The organism is Mesobacillus campisalis (assembly GCF_000986785.1).
GTDB classification, from domain to species: Bacteria; Bacillota; Bacilli; order Bacillales; family Cytobacillaceae; genus Mesobacillus_B; species Mesobacillus_B campisalis.
In genome coordinates, this window is the sequence record NZ_LAYY01000003.1 from 197,054 (window position 1) to 213,881 (window position 16,828).

Sequence of the window (16,828 nt, forward strand, 5' to 3'; positions counted from 1 at the left end):
TCATGTTGCTTTTCCCTTCCTCTTTTCAATATCCCGATGCGTTACTCTTGTTTGATAATCTGTCTCAAAATGCCTGGCGATATGTTCAGCAAGGGCCACTGAGCGATGCTGCCCGCCTGTGCAGCCAATGGCAATAATCAGCTGGGCTTTGCCTTCCCGTTTGTAATGCGGGAGCATAAAGGCAAGCAAATCAGTAACCTTTTCAAGGAATTTATGCGTCTCATTCCATTTTAGAACATATGTGGACACATCTTGATCAAGACCGGTCTTAGGCCTCATATGTTCAATATAGAACGGATTCGGCAGGAATCGCACATCGAACACCAAATCGGCATCAATAGGGATACCATGCTTGAATCCAAAGGACATCACATTGACCGTAAACGTCGCTTTCTTATTTACCGAGAACTCCTCGAGGATCTTTTCGCGCAGCTCCTTCGGCTTTAACTCGGATGTATTGTAAATCGTCTGCGCCCTGCCTTTCAGCTCCTCCAGCAGGTCCCGCTCAAGCTTGATGCCCTCGAGCGGCAGGCCGTTCTGTGCCAGCGGATGGAAGCGCCTTGTCTCCTTATAGCGGCGCACAAGTGTGGAGTCATCCGCGTCAAGGAACAGGATTTGCGGAGCGACCCATGACGTTTCGGACAAATCGTCCAATGCCTTAAAGAGGGAGTCGAAAAATTCCCGGCCTCGCAAATCCATGACCAACGCCACTTTATTCATTTTATTTCCGGATTCCTTCATTAACTCCAGAAATTTTGGGAGCAAGGTTGGCGGAAGGTTATCGACGCAAAAGAAGCCCAAATCTTCAAAGCTCTGAATCGCAACCGTTTTTCCCGCACCTGACATCCCTGTAATAATGACCATTTGGGTATCATTTGTCGAACCGGTGCTCATTTTCATTCCCCCGAACAGATAGAATATGTGTTAGTTTGGATCCAGCCTGTAGTTGATCAGCTCAAAATCAGGCGTGTAGGTAAACGTTCCATAAATAATTCCCTGCCCGTGAACCATATAATCAAGGATATGGTAATCTCCTGCGGCCATTGGGAGGTTTTTGATCTCTTCCGTGTCATGCCATGCAAGAACGCCCTCCTCGGATCGCTCAAGATGGACGCCGGTTGATTCGGTGGCATTGAAGGTAAACATCATCCACTCGGAAACGACCTGGTCTTCCTCTTTTATTACGAAGGTGAAAATTCCTTTTATTTTCGGATTAAGCAAATAAATCCCTGTCTCTTCACGGTATTCACGTATGCAGGATTCCTTTGCGGTTTCGCCAGGCTCCATTTTCCCGCCAGGAGCAACCCACCACCCGCGGCGTGGTTTTTGAAGCAGCAGCACTTTGTTATCTTTCACGAGAAGACAGTTCGCCACTCGCTGCATTGACTTCACCTACTTTTCTGTGATCGCCCGGTATTTAGGCTAAGAGGCCATTTCCTTGGATCCTCTGCCAAAATGAATGGGTCGCCATAAAACAACCAAAGCAGCCGGACTTTTCATTGTTTTCATTATACTATTTTTAGAAACGCGCCACAATGAATGCAAAATTGATAATTTTGCAAACGGTATTCACTTTCATCCTATTCCAGAACAAAAGTGTTATAAAGCGTTTTGAGAGCCTGTACTACATGGATGTACATAAAAAAAGAGCACAGGAGAACCTGTGCCGTCAAAGGATTATATTTTTAAAAGGGGGTCAATTTCTATTTCTATATTACCCGATAATTGTTTCACTACTGTTACAGTCGAGTTAATATAAAATTACGTTGTGTAAATTTTTCCTGTACATCAAAACAAACGACATGACAGGGATTTGACCCATTTTAAATTATGCCTTGGCTTTCAATTCTTCTTTCAGTTCTTCCACATAATGCTGTGCCTGCTGGGCAGCGATGCTTCCATCTCCAGTAGCCGTGACAATCTGGCGAAGCGATTTTTCGCGAATATCCCCGGCTGCGTAAATTCCCGGTACCTTTGTTTCCATCTTTTCGTTTGTTTCGATATAGCCGTTGCTGTTGGTGATGCCAAGATTCTCAAACGGCTTCGTGAGCGGAACCATGCCAATGTAAATGAACACGCCGTCTGCCTTGAATTCCCTTTCTTCACCGGTCTTCGTGGAAACAAGCGTCACACTGCCAACTTTACCGTCCTGATCATTGATCTCCTTGACAGTATGGCTCCAGATGAAGTCAATCTTGTCATTGGCAAACGCCCGGTCCTGAAGGATTGGCTGTGCACGCAGCTCATCACGGCGGTGGACAATCGTAACTTTTGAGGCAAAGCGGGTCAGGTACACCCCTTCTTCAACAGCTGAGTCACCGCCGCCAACTACAACCAGCTCTCTGTTCTTAAAGAAGGCTCCATCACAAACCGCGCAATAAGAAACACCGCGCCCGCCAAGCTCCTGCTCGCCTGGAATGCCTAGCTTTTTATATTCTGCGCCTGCAGAAAGGATGACGGCATGTGCTTTATACTGCTTGGATCCGGCTATAACCGTTTTATATTCCTTGCCATCGATGATTTCCTTTACATCACCGTAAGCATATTCCGCGCCGAATTTTTTGGCATGCTCAAACATTTTGGTCGATAGTTCCGGTCCTAAAATATGATCAAATCCCGGATAGTTCTCGACTTCCTCCGTATTGGCCATCTGGCCGCCAGGAACCCCGCGCTCCAGCATCAGCGTCGACAAGTTGGCACGTGATGTATAAACAGCCGCCGTCATGCCGGCAGGACCTGCCCCAATAATAATCACATCATACACTTTCTCTTCAGACATCATTTCCACTCCTTTATCACTAACTCCTGCGTCTATACTTATCATAGTATTAACTACCTACCCATATCCTATAAAACTAACCCGAAAGAGTCCATGAATCTGCTTATAACGAAGCAAAGGGACGGTTCTTCTGCTTCAAAATGAAGCAGAAGAACCGTCCCCATGTTTTATGTTAGACAGCTGTCTACGAGTTTGATGTATTTGTTTAGGGTTGATGCTGATAGTCCATACTTTTTGGCGATTGCTTGCTTGGTTGTCCTGCTTTGGCGCACTTTATCCCAAACATATTCCACGGCGGCTGCCCAGGCTTTTTTATTTTTCAAGTTCAAGCCGTCCTTGACAGCCTGGTCAAAAACAGCAAACCAGATCAGGTAGATCCCTGCTTCCTCATCCTTGATCGGGCGGTGGAAGTCGTACAGTACAAGCGCTGTTTCGTGGGCACCGAGGATCGCCTCCGTACCAGCCAGCGATTGTCCCGATTCCACGTACTGAAAGTATTCCCGCTCCAGGCCAGTCAGGTTGTCGGCAATTTTCCCTGCGGAAAGGATTTCTTCCTTTTTACCCGAAACGGACGCCAGGAACAAGGCAAACAGTCGCTCCTCCGGATACTCGCTCTGAAGTCTGCTGATAATCGAGGATACCTGGGAATCAAGAGCAACATTCTTGTCTCTCCATGGCTCGTGGCCTTCTTTATCCGGGCTGTACTCAAGCACTCTTTTCCAGTATTCCCTGGCGGCCTGCTCACGCCCTGTATAATAAGAAGAAGTTGCCAGCCAGTAATAAAATGCTCCGTCACCTTCATGACCCGTTTTGTGCAGTTTTTTCAGCCATTTGTAGCCAAGTTCGTATTCGCCGACAAGCGAAAAAGTGGCTCCAAGCTTGAATTGCTGCTCCATCAGCATTGGCTGGATTTTCGCAAGCATCTTTGTCATTTCCCTTACCTGCTTTGTACGGTTTTCGTAGTAGGCGAACACCAGCATATTGCAAAGCGCGTGCAGGTTTCCCGGATTTTTTTCCAGTACAAGCTCGAGAATCTCATTCGCCTTTTTCGGCTGTCCGAGATAAAAATAGGCCAGTGCAAGGTTATTGTAGGCAGACCAATATTCTGGAAACTCTTCGACCAGTTCCTCGAATATCTCGATTGCTTCCGGAAACTCGCCTTCCTCAAGACGCTTCCTTGCTTCCTCCTGCTTGGCAATCAGCCCGTCTTCTTCATGTATGTCATCATCCAACTCTTCCGCTTCAAGCAAAATCAGTTCGAGCAGCTCTTCTGCATCAGCCGTGAACTCCCCGTCACGATTCAGCTCCAAGTATAAATTGGCATGATGGTAAGCATCTTTAAACAAACCCATGTGAGCATAGTTATTAGCTAAGAAGTAATGGCAATCTACCATTTCTTCGTCCAACTCTTCGAGAATTTCCTTCAGAAGGGTGACCGCCTGCTGGTAATCTCCCAGTTCGGTCGCCACAATCGCAAGCTGGCAGACAATCATTGGTTCGCCTGGCTCCAGTTCCATCGCCCGGCTAAAAAATTTGTAAGCCTTATGCAAATCACGGCGGTGGTACGCCTTAACACCCTTGGAGAAGTAGTATTCACCTGTCGGCACAAATGACAACAGCTGTCCTTTTGGTTTTCTTGCTTTAGAGTCTTCTCCCATTTAGCCCTCCATAAAAGGTTTTTAACCAATGTATTATAACATAGGGTGTGGTGGGGAGAAAGGGGAATCATTGTTTTCCAAGTGTTATGATTATACAACAGCTAACCATTTTCCCAATAAATGGTGTTTGTAGAGTAAAGTGATCATTTCGTAGAGTAAATACAAAAAAGTGTGGAGTAAACTAAGAATATTGTAGAGTAAACCAGAAATTCCGTTGAGTAAACCTACTAAACCGTAGAGTAAATTAAAAGAAACATCCTCTTCGATGAGAAGTTGGTGATTTTTCATGGGATAAAAGAAGATTTTTGACGATTTTATGGAGATCTATGTTTCCTGCAGGAATTATTCCAAGAGTTGAAGAAGCGTACACCAAAAGGAGTGGTGTTTTTGATAATTAAATATAGAGTTAAACCTTTAAAAATCAGAATTAATGAAGCGATTCTCCGGAGGATTCCTCCATGGGACCCCCGAATTAACAAAATCACACAGGACTTGGCCAAACGGAAGGCAGGTCTCCGCGGAGAAGAAGAGGTCGATTATTTTTTGAGCCTGCTCCCCGATAAGGAGTTCTTCATCTTTCAGGATATCCGCCTGCAGCATAAGGGTCTCATTTTTCAAATCGATCATCTTCTCCTATCCCCTTATTTAGTTCTTCCTCTTTTCGTCAAAAATTTCTCGGGAGAAATCGTATTTAATTCAGGTTTCAGCCAGGTAATCAGAATTTTAAATGAACAGGAAGAAGGGTTTGAAGACCCAATCTTACAGGCAAAACGACATCAATACCTGCTTTCCGGCTGGATGAAAGAGCACAGGCTCCCGCTTGCCCCAATTGCTTTCCTCGTATCCTTCGGAAAATCAACTACCATTTTGAAGAATCCGAGCCATTCACGCGAGGTATATGACAAAGTGTGTTTACCAGGAAACCTCATTTTTAAAATTGATAAACTTAAGAAGCAATATCCAAAGGAAGTTTTATGCACAAAGGATCTTAATAAATGGACAAGGACTCTTCTAAAGCATCATATACCTGAAACACCCTCCTATACGGCCCACAACATACCGCAAACCGACTATATCACGGGCGTTCAATGTCCTCTTTGCTTAAAATACCATATGTACCGGATACCGGGTTTCTGGAAATGTCCTGCTTGCGGACATACTTCCAAGGATGCGCACTATGCCGCTATCAATGATTATTTCTTATTATTTTCTCCAACTGCTTCGAACCGACAATTGCAAGAATTCCTTCACCTGCCCAACCAAAAGCTTGTCTCCAAGCTGGTGACAGCCATGAACCTCCCCCACACCGGCTTCCGCAAAGACCGCATCTACTGCCCAAAATCCTACAACACATAAAAAAACCGGCCCTATCGAAAGGCCGGTCATCATAAATTTATTTTTTTCCTTCATGCCGCTGTTCCAGCACGCCCAGGACTTCCTTCAATGGAAGGTTCTGCTCGCGTAGCAGGACGAGAAGGTGGTACATCAGGTCGGCAGCTTCCCATTTCAGCTCTTCGGCGTCGCGGTTTTTCGCGGCGATGATGACTTCGGAGGCTTCTTCGCCAACCTTTTTCAAAATTTTATCCACGCCTTTTTCGAAAAGGTATGTGGTGTAGGCGCCTTCCGGCATATCGCGTTCGCGGTCGGCAATTACTTTTTCCAGACGGGAGAGAATTTGAAGGTCGGAAGCACTTGCACCATTGCCCGAAGCAGCCTCTACCAGCTTCTCCGAGAAGCAGCTTACCGCACCCGTATGGCAGGCAGGGCCCGCCGGTTCAACCAGCACGACTAAAGCATCGCCATCACAGTCATACCTGAGTTCGACAATCTTCTGGGTGTTGCCGCTCGTTGCTCCTTTATGCCAAAGCTTAGCACGCGACCGGCTGTAAAACCAGGTCTCGCCGCTCGCAATCGACTTTTCCAGCGACTCGGCATTCATGTAGGCGACCGTCAGGACCTCAAGGGTCGCTGAATCCTGGACGACGGCCGGAATCAGGCCGTTCTCGTCAAATTTCAAGTTGTTCATCGGACTTCCACTCCTTTTTCACGGAGGTAAGCTTTCACTTCGGCCACCGAGGTTTCTTTGTAATGGAAAATGGATGCTGCCAGGGCGGCATCTGCCTTTCCTTCGGTAAAAGCTTGGGCAAAATGCTCGGCATTCCCGGCTCCGCCGGAAGCTATCACCGGCACAGGAACCGCTTCACTGACTGCCTTCGTCAACTCCAGATCAAAGCCCTTCTTTTCACCATCGCTATCCATGGAGGTCAAAAGCAATTCCCCCGCTCCGAGGCGGACTGCCTGCATCGCCCATTCGATGACTTCAAGTTCGGTGGCTTTCCGCCCGCCGTGGGTGTAGACGCGCCATGATCCAAGCTCTTCATCATATTTGGCATCGATTGCCACAACAATGCATTGGGTGCCGAAGAAATCGGCTCCTTCCGTGATTAGGCCGGGATTCATGACCGCAGCTGTATTCAGGCTCACCTTGTCGGCGCCCGAGCGCAAGATTCGCTTCATGTCGTCGAGCGAGTTGATGCCGCCTCCGACCGTAAAGGGAATCGCAAGTTCGGAAGCGACCGCTTTGACCACTTCGACCATTGTCTTCCGGCCTTCATGCGAAGCGGAAATATCAAGAAACACCAGTTCATCGGCACCCTGCTGGTCATAAAAACGTGCCAGTTCCACCGGGTCTCCCGCGTCGCGAAGCTGGACAAACTGAATGCCCTTCACAACACGTCCGTCTTTAACATCCAGGCAGGGAATGATTCGTTTGGTCAGCATGGTTTCTTCACCGCTTCCAGTGCTTCTTTTACCGTAAAACGCCCCTCATAAAGGGCCTTGCCGACGATCGCTCCGCCCACGCCGGATGTCTCCAGCTCCTTAAGTGCTGCCAGGTCTTCAAGAGAGCTGACGCCTCCGGAAGCAATGACGTTTTTCCCTGTTTCGGCTGCCATCAGGGCCACTGCCTCAAGATTGGGCCCGGACAGCATGCCATCGGTGGCAATGTCGGTGAAGATGAAGGTTTCCGCCCCCGCATGAGCAAACCGCTTGCCAAGGTCGACTGCCTTCACTTCGGATGTGGACAGCCAGCCATGCGTCGCCACATACCCATTTTTCGCGTCAATGCCAATCGCAATCTTCCCGGGATATTTCCGGACCATCTCTTCGGCGAATTCCGGATTTGAAATCGCAATGCTTCCGATGATCACCCTTGATACACCATTTTCCAGGTAATGCGCAATATCGCTTTCGCTTCTGATGCCGCCGCCAATCTGGACGGAAGCGTTCAGCTCGCGGGCTGCCTTGATGACGTATGTATCATTGACACGTTTGCCGTCACGAGCGCCATCAAGGTCAACCATGTGGATCCACTCTGCCCCTGATTCTGCAAACGACTTCGCCATATCAAACGGCGAATCGCCATAAACCGTTTCTTTCCCATAATCCCCCTGGAGGAGCCGGACACACTTTCCGCCCCTCATATCAATTGCCGGGTAGATGATAAAACTCATTGTCCAGCACCCCTTTATCTGGTTCCAATCATTTTTGTAAAATTGCGAAGCAGGTCCATTCCGGTCATACTGCTTTTTTCAGGATGGAATTGCATTCCGTAAATATTTCCGCGTCCGACCACCGCCGGAACCTCAACATCATAATCACTGACCGCGACCAACACGTCACTGTCATCGGTCTTCACATAATATGAGTGAACAAAATACACATGGCCTTCTGAAATATTTTCCGTGAGAGGCGACGAGTTTTCAAACCGCAGCCTGTTCCACCCCATATGCGGGACTTTGTAGGCTTCTCCCTCCGCCGTCACTCCCGGAAAACGCTCGACCTTGCCTTGCAGCAGGCCGAGTCCTTTGGTCACGCCATTTTCCATACTCTCTTCGAACAATAGCTGCATGCCTAGGCAGATGCCCAAAAGCGGCTTTCCGCCGGCTGTATAGTCCCTAATCATTTCCGTAAGCCCCAGCGCATTCAGCCGTTCCATCGCGTCGCGGAATGAGCCGACACCAGGCAGCAGCAAAGCGTCCGCTTTCCGCAGTTCCTCTGGGTCTTCAGAGATGAAATAAGGAATTTCAAGCCGCTCCAGGGCCTTGGAGACGCTGAACAAATTGCCCATTCCATAATCGACGATCCCAATCATCTACAGCATTCCTTTCGAGGATGGGATTCCTTTGACACGCGGGTCGATGGTCGTGGCTTCATCCAGTGCCCGCGCCAGTGCCTTGAACACCGCTTCAATGATATGGTGGGTATTTTTGCCGTAGTGAACGACTACATGGAGATTCATGCGGGCTTCGATGGCCAGCTTCCATAAAAATTCATGGACAAGCTCTGTATCGAATGTGCCGACCCTTTGCGCCGGAAACTCGCCGCGCAATTCCAGATGCGGGCGGTTGCTCAGGTCGATGACAACCTGGGCGAGCGCTTCATCCATCGGGACGAACGCATTGCCGTAGCGCTTGATGCCTTTTTTATCGCCCAATGCCTCGCGCAAAGCCTGTCCAAGGCAGATGCCGATGTCCTCGGTTGTGTGGTGGTCATCAATCTCTGTGTCTCCCTGTGCCAGGACAGTCAAATCAAACTGGCCGTGCTTGGCAAACAAATCAAGCATGTGGGAAAGAAACGGGACACCCGTTTCAAGCTCGGACTTGCCTTCACCGTCCACTCCAAGGGTCAGCTGGATATTTGTTTCATTCGTTTTGCGGCTAATGCTTGCGGATCTTTCCATCTATGTTTCCTCCAGACTAAAGGTTTAGTTCTTTTTCAATCGTGCTTCCACGGCCCGGGCATGGGCCTCAAGCCCCTCCAGGCGCGCAAACTTGGCAATCTTCGCGCCGTTTTCGCGGAGCGCTTCTTCGCTGTAGGCGATGATGCTCGACTTCTTCTGAAAATCCTCGACGCCGAGCGGACTGGAGAACCTGGCCGTTCCGTTGGTCGGCAGCACATGGTTCGGTCCGGCAAAATAGTCGCCAACCGGCTCGGAGCTGTAACGGCCGATAAAAATCGCACCCGCATGGCGGATTTTCCCAAGCAGCTCCATCGCATTTTCAGTCATGATTTCAAGATGCTCTGGCGCAAGCTGGTTCACAGTTTCAACGGCTTCTTCCATGTCGGCAGCCAGATAGATGGCACCAAAGTCTTCGATCGACCTGGAAGCTATCTCCTGGCGCGGCAATACCGCAAGCTGGACGGCCACTTCACGCTGCACACCCTCCGCCAACGCAGCCGAAGGAGTGACAAGGACACTGCTTGCCCTTGTGTCATGCTCTGCCTGTGACAGCAGATCGGCGGCTACTTCGTCCGCATTCGCTGTGTCATCAGCCAGGACCGCGATTTCACTTGGACCGGCAATCATATCAATGTCGACGTCCCCGAATACCTCCCGCTTTGCAAGGGCAACAAATATATTGCCGGGGCCGGTAATTTTATCGACTGGCGCAATGCTTTCGGTACCGTAAGCGAGGGCTCCGATTGCCTGGGCCCCGCCCACCTTGTAGATTTCCTTCACGCCTGCCAGGTCGGCGGCCACCAGGACCCCGGCGGGAAGCTTCCCATCCGCTCCGGGAGGCGAGACCATCACAATCCGCTTAACTCCGGCCACCTTGGCAGGAACCACATTCATCAGCACAGAAGATGGATAGGCCGCGGTTCCGCCGGGAACATAAACTCCGACAGAATCAAGAGGAGTCACTTTTTGCCCGAGGATTGTGCCGTTTTCTTCTGTCGTCAGCCAGGAAGGCCGCAGCTGCTTTTCATGATAAGCACGGATATTTTCGGCCGCATCGGCAATAATCTGGACCATGCTTTCATCGACCAAATTGTAGGCTTCCCTGATTTCTTCCGGCTCCACCAAAAAAGTTTCCATCCTCACATGGTCAAACTTTTCCGTGTAGGCTTTAAGGGCTTCATCCCCGGAGCGGCGGACATCAGCAAGGATTTTCTTCACGGCCTGCCTCTGGTCTTCACTTCCGCTATCGACACTTCTTTTAATGGACACCTCGCCGCTGACCTTTACAATCTTCAATACAATCATCCTTTCACGAACTCGTCGGGAACATCCCCGACTTATATGACTTTGCTGAGCGCATTTACCATTGCGCTGATACGTTCATCTTTCATCCGGTAGCTGACCGGGTTGACGATCAGCCTTGAGGTGATTGGGGTGATGGTTTCGAACTCAACCAATCCATTTTCCTTCAGCGTCCTGCCGGTTGACACGATGTCGACAATCCTGTCGGACAGGCCAATTAATGGTGCCAGTTCAATTGACCCGTTCAATTTAATGATTTCAACCTGCTCACCTTGTTCACGGAAAAAGGCTTCCGCCACTTTGGGATATTTGGTCGCCACTTTCGGCGCTACATCATTCATTTTTGTGCCCGGCAGTCCGGCAACCGCCAGATAGCAGGGGCTGATTTTTAAATCGAGCAGCTCGTAAACGTCCCGTTCTTCCTCTAGCAGAACATCCTTCCCGGCAATGCCAAGGTCTGCGACCCCATGTTCCACATAGGTGGCAACATCCATTGGCTTGGACAGGATGAACCGGAAATTTTCTTCCGCTACATCGATAATCAGTTTCCTGGAGTCATCAAACTCGGGTGGCAGCGTGTATCCTGCGGTCCTCAGCAGTTCGGCTGCTTCCTCGAAGATTCTTCCCTTTGGCATGGCAATTGTTAATTGTTCAGTCATGGTCCGGCTCCTTTCCTGCTTTGCCCACTAAAAACGTGACGTCGTTATATTTACTGGTGCAGGCATCAATGTTTTTTACGCCGCTGATGTCCTGGAGGACGACCCGCTGCCCGGAGGTACGCTGCTTATTAGCCAACAGGCACGCCTCTTTTCGCCGTTCAGCGCTGAACAGGATGCAGGAAACCGGAACTGTTTCATCCAGCTCGCCCAATGCTTCAATCAAGCGGTCAAGGCGGAAGGCAAATCCTGTAGCCGAGGTTGATTTTCCGAACTTCTGAAGCAGGCCGTCATAGCGGCCGCCATTTCCAATCGGGAAGCCCACTTTCCCCGAATAAATTTCAAACAAAATTCCTGTATAGTAGCTCATGTGGCTGACAAGAGTCAAATCGAATTTGATATGGGAGGCCGCCCCATAATCGGTGATAATCTCCCACAGCCTTTCCAATTGGAGAACGGCTTCCTTCCCTTCTTCATTTTCAACAAGGTCAAGTGCCCTGCCAATGACTTCCGGACCGCCGCGCAGTTCGAGAAAGGCCAGCAGGCGCTGGCTGTCAATGGAGGACAGCGGAAGGGATTTGACATGCTCCCTATAGCCAACATAATTTTTTTCATATAAAAATCTTGTCAATTCCTGGACGCGTTCTTCTGTCCCGAGGATTTGCAGAAACAATTCCCGTACAAATCCCGCGTTCCCAACGGAGAGCTGAAAATCCTTAAGGCCAGCTTCCTTAAGCGACGAAATGGCCAGGGCAATCATTTCCCCGTCAGCACTGACTGTTCCATCCCCAATGCATTCCACTCCAACCTGTTCAAATTCCGCCGGCCTTCCGCCTTCGCGCTGCTGCGCCCGGAATACGTTGGCTGAATAGGCAAGCCTGAATGGCAAATCGTCTTTTAAAAGCTTGGAAGCAGCCACCCTGGCAATCGGCGCGGTCATATCGGGACGGAGCACCAGCGTGTGGCCTTCACGGTCCAGCAGCTTGAAGAGCTGCTGATCGAGGATCGCGGATGCCGTTCCAACGGTTTCATAATATTCAAGTGTCGGAGTGCCAATGAACTGATAGCCCCACTGCCTGATTTCTCCCTCAAGCGCCGAGCGCACATGCTGCTTTGTTTCGTATATATCAGGAAGAGAATCCCTCATTCCCAATGGTTTCTCAAACATAAATAACCGGCTCATATGCTTTCCCCCATCTGTCAAAAACTATTTCCCTTTTTCACCGGTACTTTAGTTCGCTAATATGGTAATGAAATAAAGTTATATGTAGTTTAACGCTTCAGGCAAAATCAGTCAATAAAAAAAGTCTGTTTATTCAAATTAGCCATAAAGAGACAAAATTCCTTTAAATTCATGTTTTTTCTTATTTTTACACAGCTTGCAAAGGGATACTCACTCAAAAAAAAAGCTTGCAGATCACCATGCAAGCTTCTAGCGTTTATTTAATAGAGAAAGGTCCAGTTCTGCCGGTGCAAGTTCGATGCCGTTTTTTGTAAAGCACTCGACAATCGCATGGCGAAGCTTGCTTTCCACTCTTTCCTTGATTTCAAAACTGGCGACAGGCAGCTCGACCTGGAATTCCATCGCCCTGTTGCGCAGGTCAATAAAGCGTATTTCGGCATGGGTAGCTTTTAGGATTCCCTCTTCATCTTCCTTACTATTCTCCACTGCCTCCCCCAGCAGCTGTTCCACCCTTTTGCTGTCCGTGCCAAATACTACACTGACAGTCACCTGTGCCATCATGACTGCACCTGTGCGGTTTTTGATGATTTGTTCAATAAAATACTGGTTCGGGACGATCAAGGTTCCTTCCTTTGCCGTCCGCACTACGGTGGACCTCATCCTGACCCTTTCAATCCTGCCGATTTTATCATTGATTTGGATGACTTCCCCAACTTCAACAGGCCGTTCAAACAGCATGATGAGGCCGGAAATGAAGTTCCCGGCAACGTTTCGGAGCCCAAATCCTATCCCGATGCCAAGTACGCCCAAAAAGGCGCCCAGTGCTGTCAGGTCAATTCCGACACTAGTAAAACTGAATGCCAAAGCAGCGACCATGACTGTATAATAGAGAACCCGGCTCAAGGTGTAGCTGAGCCCTCTCTCAATTTGATAATACTCGTATACGGAAGACAGGACGTATTTAATGAACAGCTTGACAGCCCGATGCGCCAGGGACACAATCATAAACGCCAGAATGATCAGGAACAGCGTCACATCGACGCCCCCCTGGGAGTATAATGGATAAAACAGCCACTCCGAGTTTGAAAAATAAAAAAGAAACAGGAAGACGATTCCATAAAACGTGACCCAGTTCAGCATTGATAGAAACGATGGCAAGTATTTCTCCTGAAACCCTGGCCTGCTTCGGGCCAAATAGGTCGCCCCAAGCCGAAGCAGCCATTTTCCGGCCAGAATGAAACACATGTAAAGAATAAATTGAATAATATCGGATGCAGTAAAGTTTTCCACAATAAAATCCAGCATAATATCACCCGGTTCCATAGATACAGAACTATTCCTGTAAAGGGTAGAGACTAAACGTGGAAAATCTGCACCATTTAGCTGATTGACGTCTTCATCTGTAAACTTTTCCAATACCTGTGCATATTGAATTTTTAAAAGTAAAAAAATAAAACCCTGCCTGAGCAGGGTTCATTTGTTTCCATAAATAGGGTCATCGGCCCAGCGCTGGGCCAATTCTTCTTTCGTATATATGACCCGCATCGGGTTGCCGCCGACAAAGGCACCAGGCGGCACGTCTTTGTGGACGAGCGTGCCGGCTGAGACGAAGGCTCCGTTCCCAATCGTGACTCCCGGCAGGATCGTCGAATTGGCGCCGATCATCACTTCATCGCCGATGACTACATCGCCAAGACGGTACTCCCTGATAAGATATTCATGGGCGAGGATGGTCGTATTATAGCCAATGACGGTATTGCGGCCGACGGATATCTTCTCGGGAAACATCACGTCAAGCATCACCATCAGCGCAAAGGATGTCTGGTCTCCTACCTTCATCCGCAAAAAAGTGCGGTACAGCCAGTTCTTCACGCTTAAAAAGGGCGTATAGCGTGCGGCCTGGATGACAACGAAGTTTTTGACCACCTTCCAGAATGGGACGGTTTTATACACATGCCACAGCGAGTTGGCTCCTTCCACCTGGTACCGCTCTGTCTTCCTCATGCTTACACTCCAAGCACTGGCAAAAGGTCTGGCATTTTTTCCAGAATATAATCAGGCTGATAGGCAGCCAGATGCTCCCTTCCCTTCAGGGACCAGGCCACTCCGGCCGTCAGCGTTCCGGCATTCTTGCCGGCAAGGATGTCATGGTGGTTATCGCCGACCATGATGGCCGTTTCCGGCCGGGAAGCCAAAGCCTGCAGCGCCTTTTGGACAGGCTCAGGGTCCGGCTTCGGTTTTTGCACATGATCAAGGGCCACGATGACTTCGAAATAGCGGTTCAGCCCGGTTAAATTCAATCCCATCATCACAACATCGGATAGCTTGGTTGTCACGATTCCAAGTTTGAAGCCCTCTTCCTTTAACGCTGCCACCGTCTCGGTTACTCCTTCAAACTCGGTGACCAACAGGTCATGGTTGGCTTTATTGAATGTGCGGTACATGTCCATCATTTCCCGGTAGCCCTTGGGGTTGATGGCTTCAAACGTCTCCTGCAGGGTGGGCCCCATGAACGGGAGCATATCGCTCCGCTGGTAACGGCCCGGGTAATAATTCTCCAGAGTATGGAGGAAGGAGGAGATGATCAGTTCATTGGTATCAATAAGGGTTCCATCCAAATCAAATAATACAGTATCAATTCTATTGCTCATATACGGCTTCCTTTCCTTTCATCACTTCAACCCGGTTCCAGATGTAGGCTACTGTTATCGTCAGCAGGACGGCTGTTGCCACACGGATCAGCAGCAGCGGCAGAACCGGGATGCCAAGCGGAATAAAAATAAGAGTATCTTCAATAACGGCGTGGCAGGCGACCAGGAAGATAAAAGCAATGGTGGCATCTTTCTTAGAAACACCATCTTCCTGTACCGCCTGGATCATGACGCCCGCTCCCATCGCCAGCCCGATCAAGAGCCCGGCGGCTACTGTCAGCGAAGCGTTCTCCTTCATGCCCAAGGCGCGGATGGCAGGAGAAATCCACCTGGAAAAGACATCAAGCCATTTCAGATCCTTCATGATCTGGATGGCTACCATAAGCGGAATTACAATCAAGGCGAGCTGCAATACACCCAGCCCAGCCTTCTCGACGCCTTCAAAAATAATCGCCGGCCACCCGGAAACCTTCTCCTGCTGGTTGGATATCATTCCATACTGGGCGATTTCCGAACCGCCGTTCCACACCAGGTTGATGACTACGGCAGACAGGAAAGCCAAACCGAGGCGGACAACCAGCACCACCCACAGCTTGACCCCTACCTTCAGGGCCACCCCTGTTTCAATCAGCAGGTTATGCGAGAAAGACAGCATAACCGCAATGATGAAGACTTCTTTTACCGTCAGTTCAAGCGTGAGGATCGCGCCAATCCCTGCATATAAATTCAGGAAATTTCCAAGTACGAGCGGAATGGCTGCATCCCCCGACAAGCCCAGGAGTGCCATCAATGGCGTGACAGCCTGGATGATCCATGGCAGGACTGGTGTATACTGCAGGATTGTAACGAGCAGGGTGATTGGAAAAATGACTTTTCCCAGTGTCCAGGTTGTCTGGAGACCGACCCGCAATCCTTTTTTAATCGTTGTAACCATTGAAAGCTTCCCTCCCTTTATACATGCTATGCATGTATTTTTTTCTCTCGTGTGTGTTTATCCTTTTTCCAAATACCTGATGCTTGAGTAGCCTTTAACTCTGCGATAACCCCAAAGCGCAATAGCAACAACGATTAACACAATGGAAATGGTTTGGGCCATTCTGAGCGACTCGGTCAGCATCAGGCTGTCGGTGCGCAGGCCTTCAACGAAGAAGCGGCCGATTGAATACCAGATCACATAGCTGAGGAACAGTTCCCCCCTTCCAAGATTGACTTTGCGAAGCAGCAGTAGCAGGGCAAAACCCGCAAGGTTCCATATCGATTCATACAGGAAGGTTGGATGATAGTAGGCGCCATTGATATACATCTGATTGATGATGAACTCAGGCAGCATCAGGTTTTCGAGAAAAGCACGGCTGACTTCGCCGCCATGCGCCTCCTGGTTGATAAAATTTCCCCAGCGGCCGATGGCCTGCCCGAGGATGATGCTTGGAGCCGCGATGTCCGCCAGCTTCCAGAACGACACATTTTTCTTTTTGGCAAATACGTAGGCAGTAGCCACGGCCCCAATCAGCGCGCCGTGAATCGCAATCCCGCCATTCCAGATGCTTAAGATTTCTCCTGGATTTTGCGAATAGTAGTCCCATTGGAAAATGACATAATAAATCCGCGCGCATAAAATGGAAATCGGGATGGCCCAAAGCATTAGATCCGGGAAAAGATCCTTATCAAGACCGCGCCTGTCCGCTTCCCGCATTGCGAGCCACAGCGCCAGCGCAATTCCCAATCCGATAATAATGCCGTACCAGTGAACCTGAAGCGGCCCAAGCGAAAAGGCCACCGGGTCGATTGGCTGAAAATTCTCTTCCATATCCTTCTCCTTTAATCTCTATCTATTTTTCCTGCTTATGGTTCAAATACC

18 protein-coding genes are annotated in these 16,828 nt (G+C 49.3%); 1 reads left to right on the plus strand and 17 read right to left on the minus strand.

The window, feature by feature from the left end; translation table 11 throughout:
* From rapZ to WQ57_RS04185, 4 genes are all read right to left on the minus strand, one after another.
* Nucleotides 1–894, minus strand: coding sequence for an RNase adapter RapZ (gene rapZ, locus WQ57_RS04170; protein WP_046522459.1), 894 nt, complete (start codon nucleotides 892–894; stop codon nucleotides 1–3).
* A 30-nt stretch (nucleotides 895–924) separates the two neighbouring features.
* Nucleotides 925–1,383, minus strand: coding sequence for an NUDIX hydrolase (locus tag WQ57_RS04175; protein WP_046522460.1), 459 nt, complete (start codon nucleotides 1,381–1,383; stop codon nucleotides 925–927).
* A 445-nt stretch (nucleotides 1,384–1,828) separates the two neighbouring features.
* Nucleotides 1,829–2,779, minus strand: a complete 951-nt coding sequence (trxB, locus tag WQ57_RS04180) for a thioredoxin-disulfide reductase (protein WP_046522461.1) — start codon at nucleotides 2,777–2,779, stop codon at nucleotides 1,829–1,831.
* Nucleotides 2,780–2,946: 167 nt separating this feature from the next.
* Nucleotides 2,947–4,437: a tetratricopeptide repeat protein gene (locus tag WQ57_RS04185; RefSeq protein WP_046522462.1), complete on the minus strand. Its 1,491-nt coding sequence runs from the start codon at nucleotides 4,435–4,437 to the stop codon at nucleotides 2,947–2,949.
* Between the two features lie 387 nt (nucleotides 4,438–4,824).
* Here WQ57_RS04185 and WQ57_RS04190 point away from each other — a divergent pair, with 387 nt between their 5' ends.
* Entirely contained in the window at nucleotides 4,825–5,793 is a 969-nt protein-coding gene (locus WQ57_RS04190) for a nuclease-related domain-containing protein (protein WP_046522463.1), read from the plus strand.
* A gap of 37 nt (nucleotides 5,794–5,830) precedes the next feature.
* Here the strand turns inward: WQ57_RS04190 and hisIE are convergent, their stop codons facing one another.
* The 13 genes from hisIE to lgt form a co-directional block, all read right to left on the minus strand.
* A complete protein-coding gene (gene hisIE, locus WQ57_RS04195; RefSeq protein WP_046522464.1) occupies nucleotides 5,831–6,463 on the minus strand; it encodes a bifunctional phosphoribosyl-AMP cyclohydrolase/phosphoribosyl-ATP diphosphatase HisIE in 633 nt (210 codons plus the stop codon).
* Nucleotides 6,460–7,218: an imidazole glycerol phosphate synthase subunit HisF gene (gene hisF, locus WQ57_RS04200; RefSeq protein WP_046522465.1), complete on the minus strand. Its 759-nt coding sequence runs from the start codon at nucleotides 7,216–7,218 to the stop codon at nucleotides 6,460–6,462. Before hisF ends, hisIE begins: the two co-directional genes overlap by 4 nt.
* Nucleotides 7,212–7,949 carry a 1-(5-phosphoribosyl)-5-[(5-phosphoribosylamino)methylideneamino]imidazole-4-carboxamide isomerase gene (hisA, locus tag WQ57_RS04205; RefSeq protein ID WP_046522466.1) on the minus strand — a complete coding sequence of 246 codons (738 nt, stop codon included), beginning with the start codon at nucleotides 7,947–7,949 and terminating at the stop codon, nucleotides 7,212–7,214. The genes hisF and hisA overlap by 7 nt, the downstream gene beginning before the upstream one ends.
* Nucleotides 7,950–7,963: 14 nt before the next feature.
* Complete coding sequence (hisH, locus tag WQ57_RS04210; protein WP_046522467.1) at nucleotides 7,964–8,590, minus strand: imidazole glycerol phosphate synthase subunit HisH; 627 nt, start codon at nucleotides 8,588–8,590, stop codon at nucleotides 7,964–7,966.
* A complete protein-coding gene (gene hisB / locus WQ57_RS04215; protein ID WP_046522468.1) occupies nucleotides 8,591–9,178 on the minus strand; it encodes an imidazoleglycerol-phosphate dehydratase HisB in 588 nt (195 codons plus the stop codon).
* Between the two features lie 24 nt (nucleotides 9,179–9,202).
* Nucleotides 9,203–10,474, minus strand: a complete 1,272-nt coding sequence (hisD, locus tag WQ57_RS04220; RefSeq protein WP_046522469.1) for a histidinol dehydrogenase — start codon at nucleotides 10,472–10,474, stop codon at nucleotides 9,203–9,205.
* A 41-nt stretch (nucleotides 10,475–10,515) separates the two neighbouring features.
* Complete coding sequence (hisG, locus tag WQ57_RS04225) at nucleotides 10,516–11,139, minus strand: ATP phosphoribosyltransferase (RefSeq protein ID WP_046522470.1); 624 nt, start codon at nucleotides 11,137–11,139, stop codon at nucleotides 10,516–10,518.
* Nucleotides 11,132–12,319, minus strand: a complete 1,188-nt coding sequence (locus tag WQ57_RS04230; RefSeq protein WP_046522471.1) for an ATP phosphoribosyltransferase regulatory subunit — start codon at nucleotides 12,317–12,319, stop codon at nucleotides 11,132–11,134. Before WQ57_RS04230 ends, hisG begins: the two co-directional genes overlap by 8 nt.
* A 249-nt stretch (nucleotides 12,320–12,568) precedes the next feature.
* Entirely contained in the window at nucleotides 12,569–13,624 is a 1,056-nt protein-coding gene (locus tag WQ57_RS04235) for a mechanosensitive ion channel family protein (RefSeq protein WP_046522523.1), read from the minus strand.
* Between the two features lie 168 nt (nucleotides 13,625–13,792).
* Nucleotides 13,793–14,323, minus strand: a complete 531-nt coding sequence (locus WQ57_RS04240; RefSeq protein ID WP_046522472.1) for an acyltransferase — start codon at nucleotides 14,321–14,323, stop codon at nucleotides 13,793–13,795.
* Nucleotides 14,324–14,325: 2 nt separating this feature from the next.
* Nucleotides 14,326–14,970 (minus strand): pyrophosphatase PpaX, encoded by a 645-nt coding sequence (gene ppaX / locus WQ57_RS04245; RefSeq protein WP_046522473.1) that lies wholly within the window; start codon nucleotides 14,968–14,970, stop codon nucleotides 14,326–14,328.
* Nucleotides 14,960–15,904: a nucleoside recognition domain-containing protein gene (locus WQ57_RS04250; protein ID WP_046522474.1), complete on the minus strand. Its 945-nt coding sequence runs from the start codon at nucleotides 15,902–15,904 to the stop codon at nucleotides 14,960–14,962. The genes ppaX and WQ57_RS04250 overlap by 11 nt, the downstream gene beginning before the upstream one ends.
* A gap of 57 nt (nucleotides 15,905–15,961) precedes the next feature.
* Nucleotides 15,962–16,777, minus strand: a complete 816-nt coding sequence (gene lgt / locus WQ57_RS04255; protein ID WP_046522475.1) for a prolipoprotein diacylglyceryl transferase — start codon at nucleotides 16,775–16,777, stop codon at nucleotides 15,962–15,964.
* Between the last annotated feature and the right edge of the window lie 51 nt (nucleotides 16,778–16,828).

Coding starts and splice junctions, on each gene's coding strand:
- rapZ (WP_046522459.1), bottom strand. CDS start 894: ATGAGCACCGGTTCGACAAATGATACCCAAATGGTCATTATTACAGGG.
- WQ57_RS04175 (WP_046522460.1), bottom strand. CDS start 1,383: ATGCAGCGAGTGGCGAACTGTCTTCTCGTGAAAGATAACAAAGTGCTG.
- trxB (WP_046522461.1), bottom strand. CDS start 2,779: ATGTCTGAAGAGAAAGTGTATGATGTGATTATTATTGGGGCAGGTCCT.
- WQ57_RS04185 (WP_046522462.1), bottom strand. CDS start 4,437: ATGGGAGAAGACTCTAAAGCAAGAAAACCAAAAGGACAGCTGTTGTCA.
- hisIE (WP_046522464.1), bottom strand. CDS start 6,463: ATGAACAACTTGAAATTTGACGAGAACGGCCTGATTCCGGCCGTCGTC.
- hisF (WP_046522465.1), bottom strand. CDS start 7,218: ATGCTGACCAAACGAATCATTCCCTGCCTGGATGTTAAAGACGGACGT.
- hisA (WP_046522466.1), bottom strand. CDS start 7,949: ATGAGTTTTATCATCTACCCGGCAATTGATATGAGGGGCGGAAAGTGT.
- hisH (WP_046522467.1), bottom strand. CDS start 8,590: ATGATTGGGATCGTCGATTATGGAATGGGCAATTTGTTCAGCGTCTCC.
- hisB (WP_046522468.1), bottom strand. CDS start 9,178: ATGGAAAGATCCGCAAGCATTAGCCGCAAAACGAATGAAACAAATATC.
- hisG (WP_046522470.1), bottom strand. CDS start 11,139: ATGACTGAACAATTAACAATTGCCATGCCAAAGGGAAGAATCTTCGAG.
- WQ57_RS04230 (WP_046522471.1), bottom strand. CDS start 12,319: ATGAGCCGGTTATTTATGTTTGAGAAACCATTGGGAATGAGGGATTCT.
- WQ57_RS04235 (WP_046522523.1), bottom strand. CDS start 13,624: ATGCTGGATTTTATTGTGGAAAACTTTACTGCATCCGATATTATTCAA.
- WQ57_RS04240 (WP_046522472.1), bottom strand. CDS start 14,323: ATGAGGAAGACAGAGCGGTACCAGGTGGAAGGAGCCAACTCGCTGTGG.
- ppaX (WP_046522473.1), bottom strand. CDS start 14,970: ATGAGCAATAGAATTGATACTGTATTATTTGATTTGGATGGAACCCTT.
- WQ57_RS04250 (WP_046522474.1), bottom strand. CDS start 15,904: ATGGTTACAACGATTAAAAAAGGATTGCGGGTCGGTCTCCAGACAACC.
- lgt (WP_046522475.1), bottom strand. CDS start 16,777: ATGGAAGAGAATTTTCAGCCAATCGACCCGGTGGCCTTTTCGCTTGGG.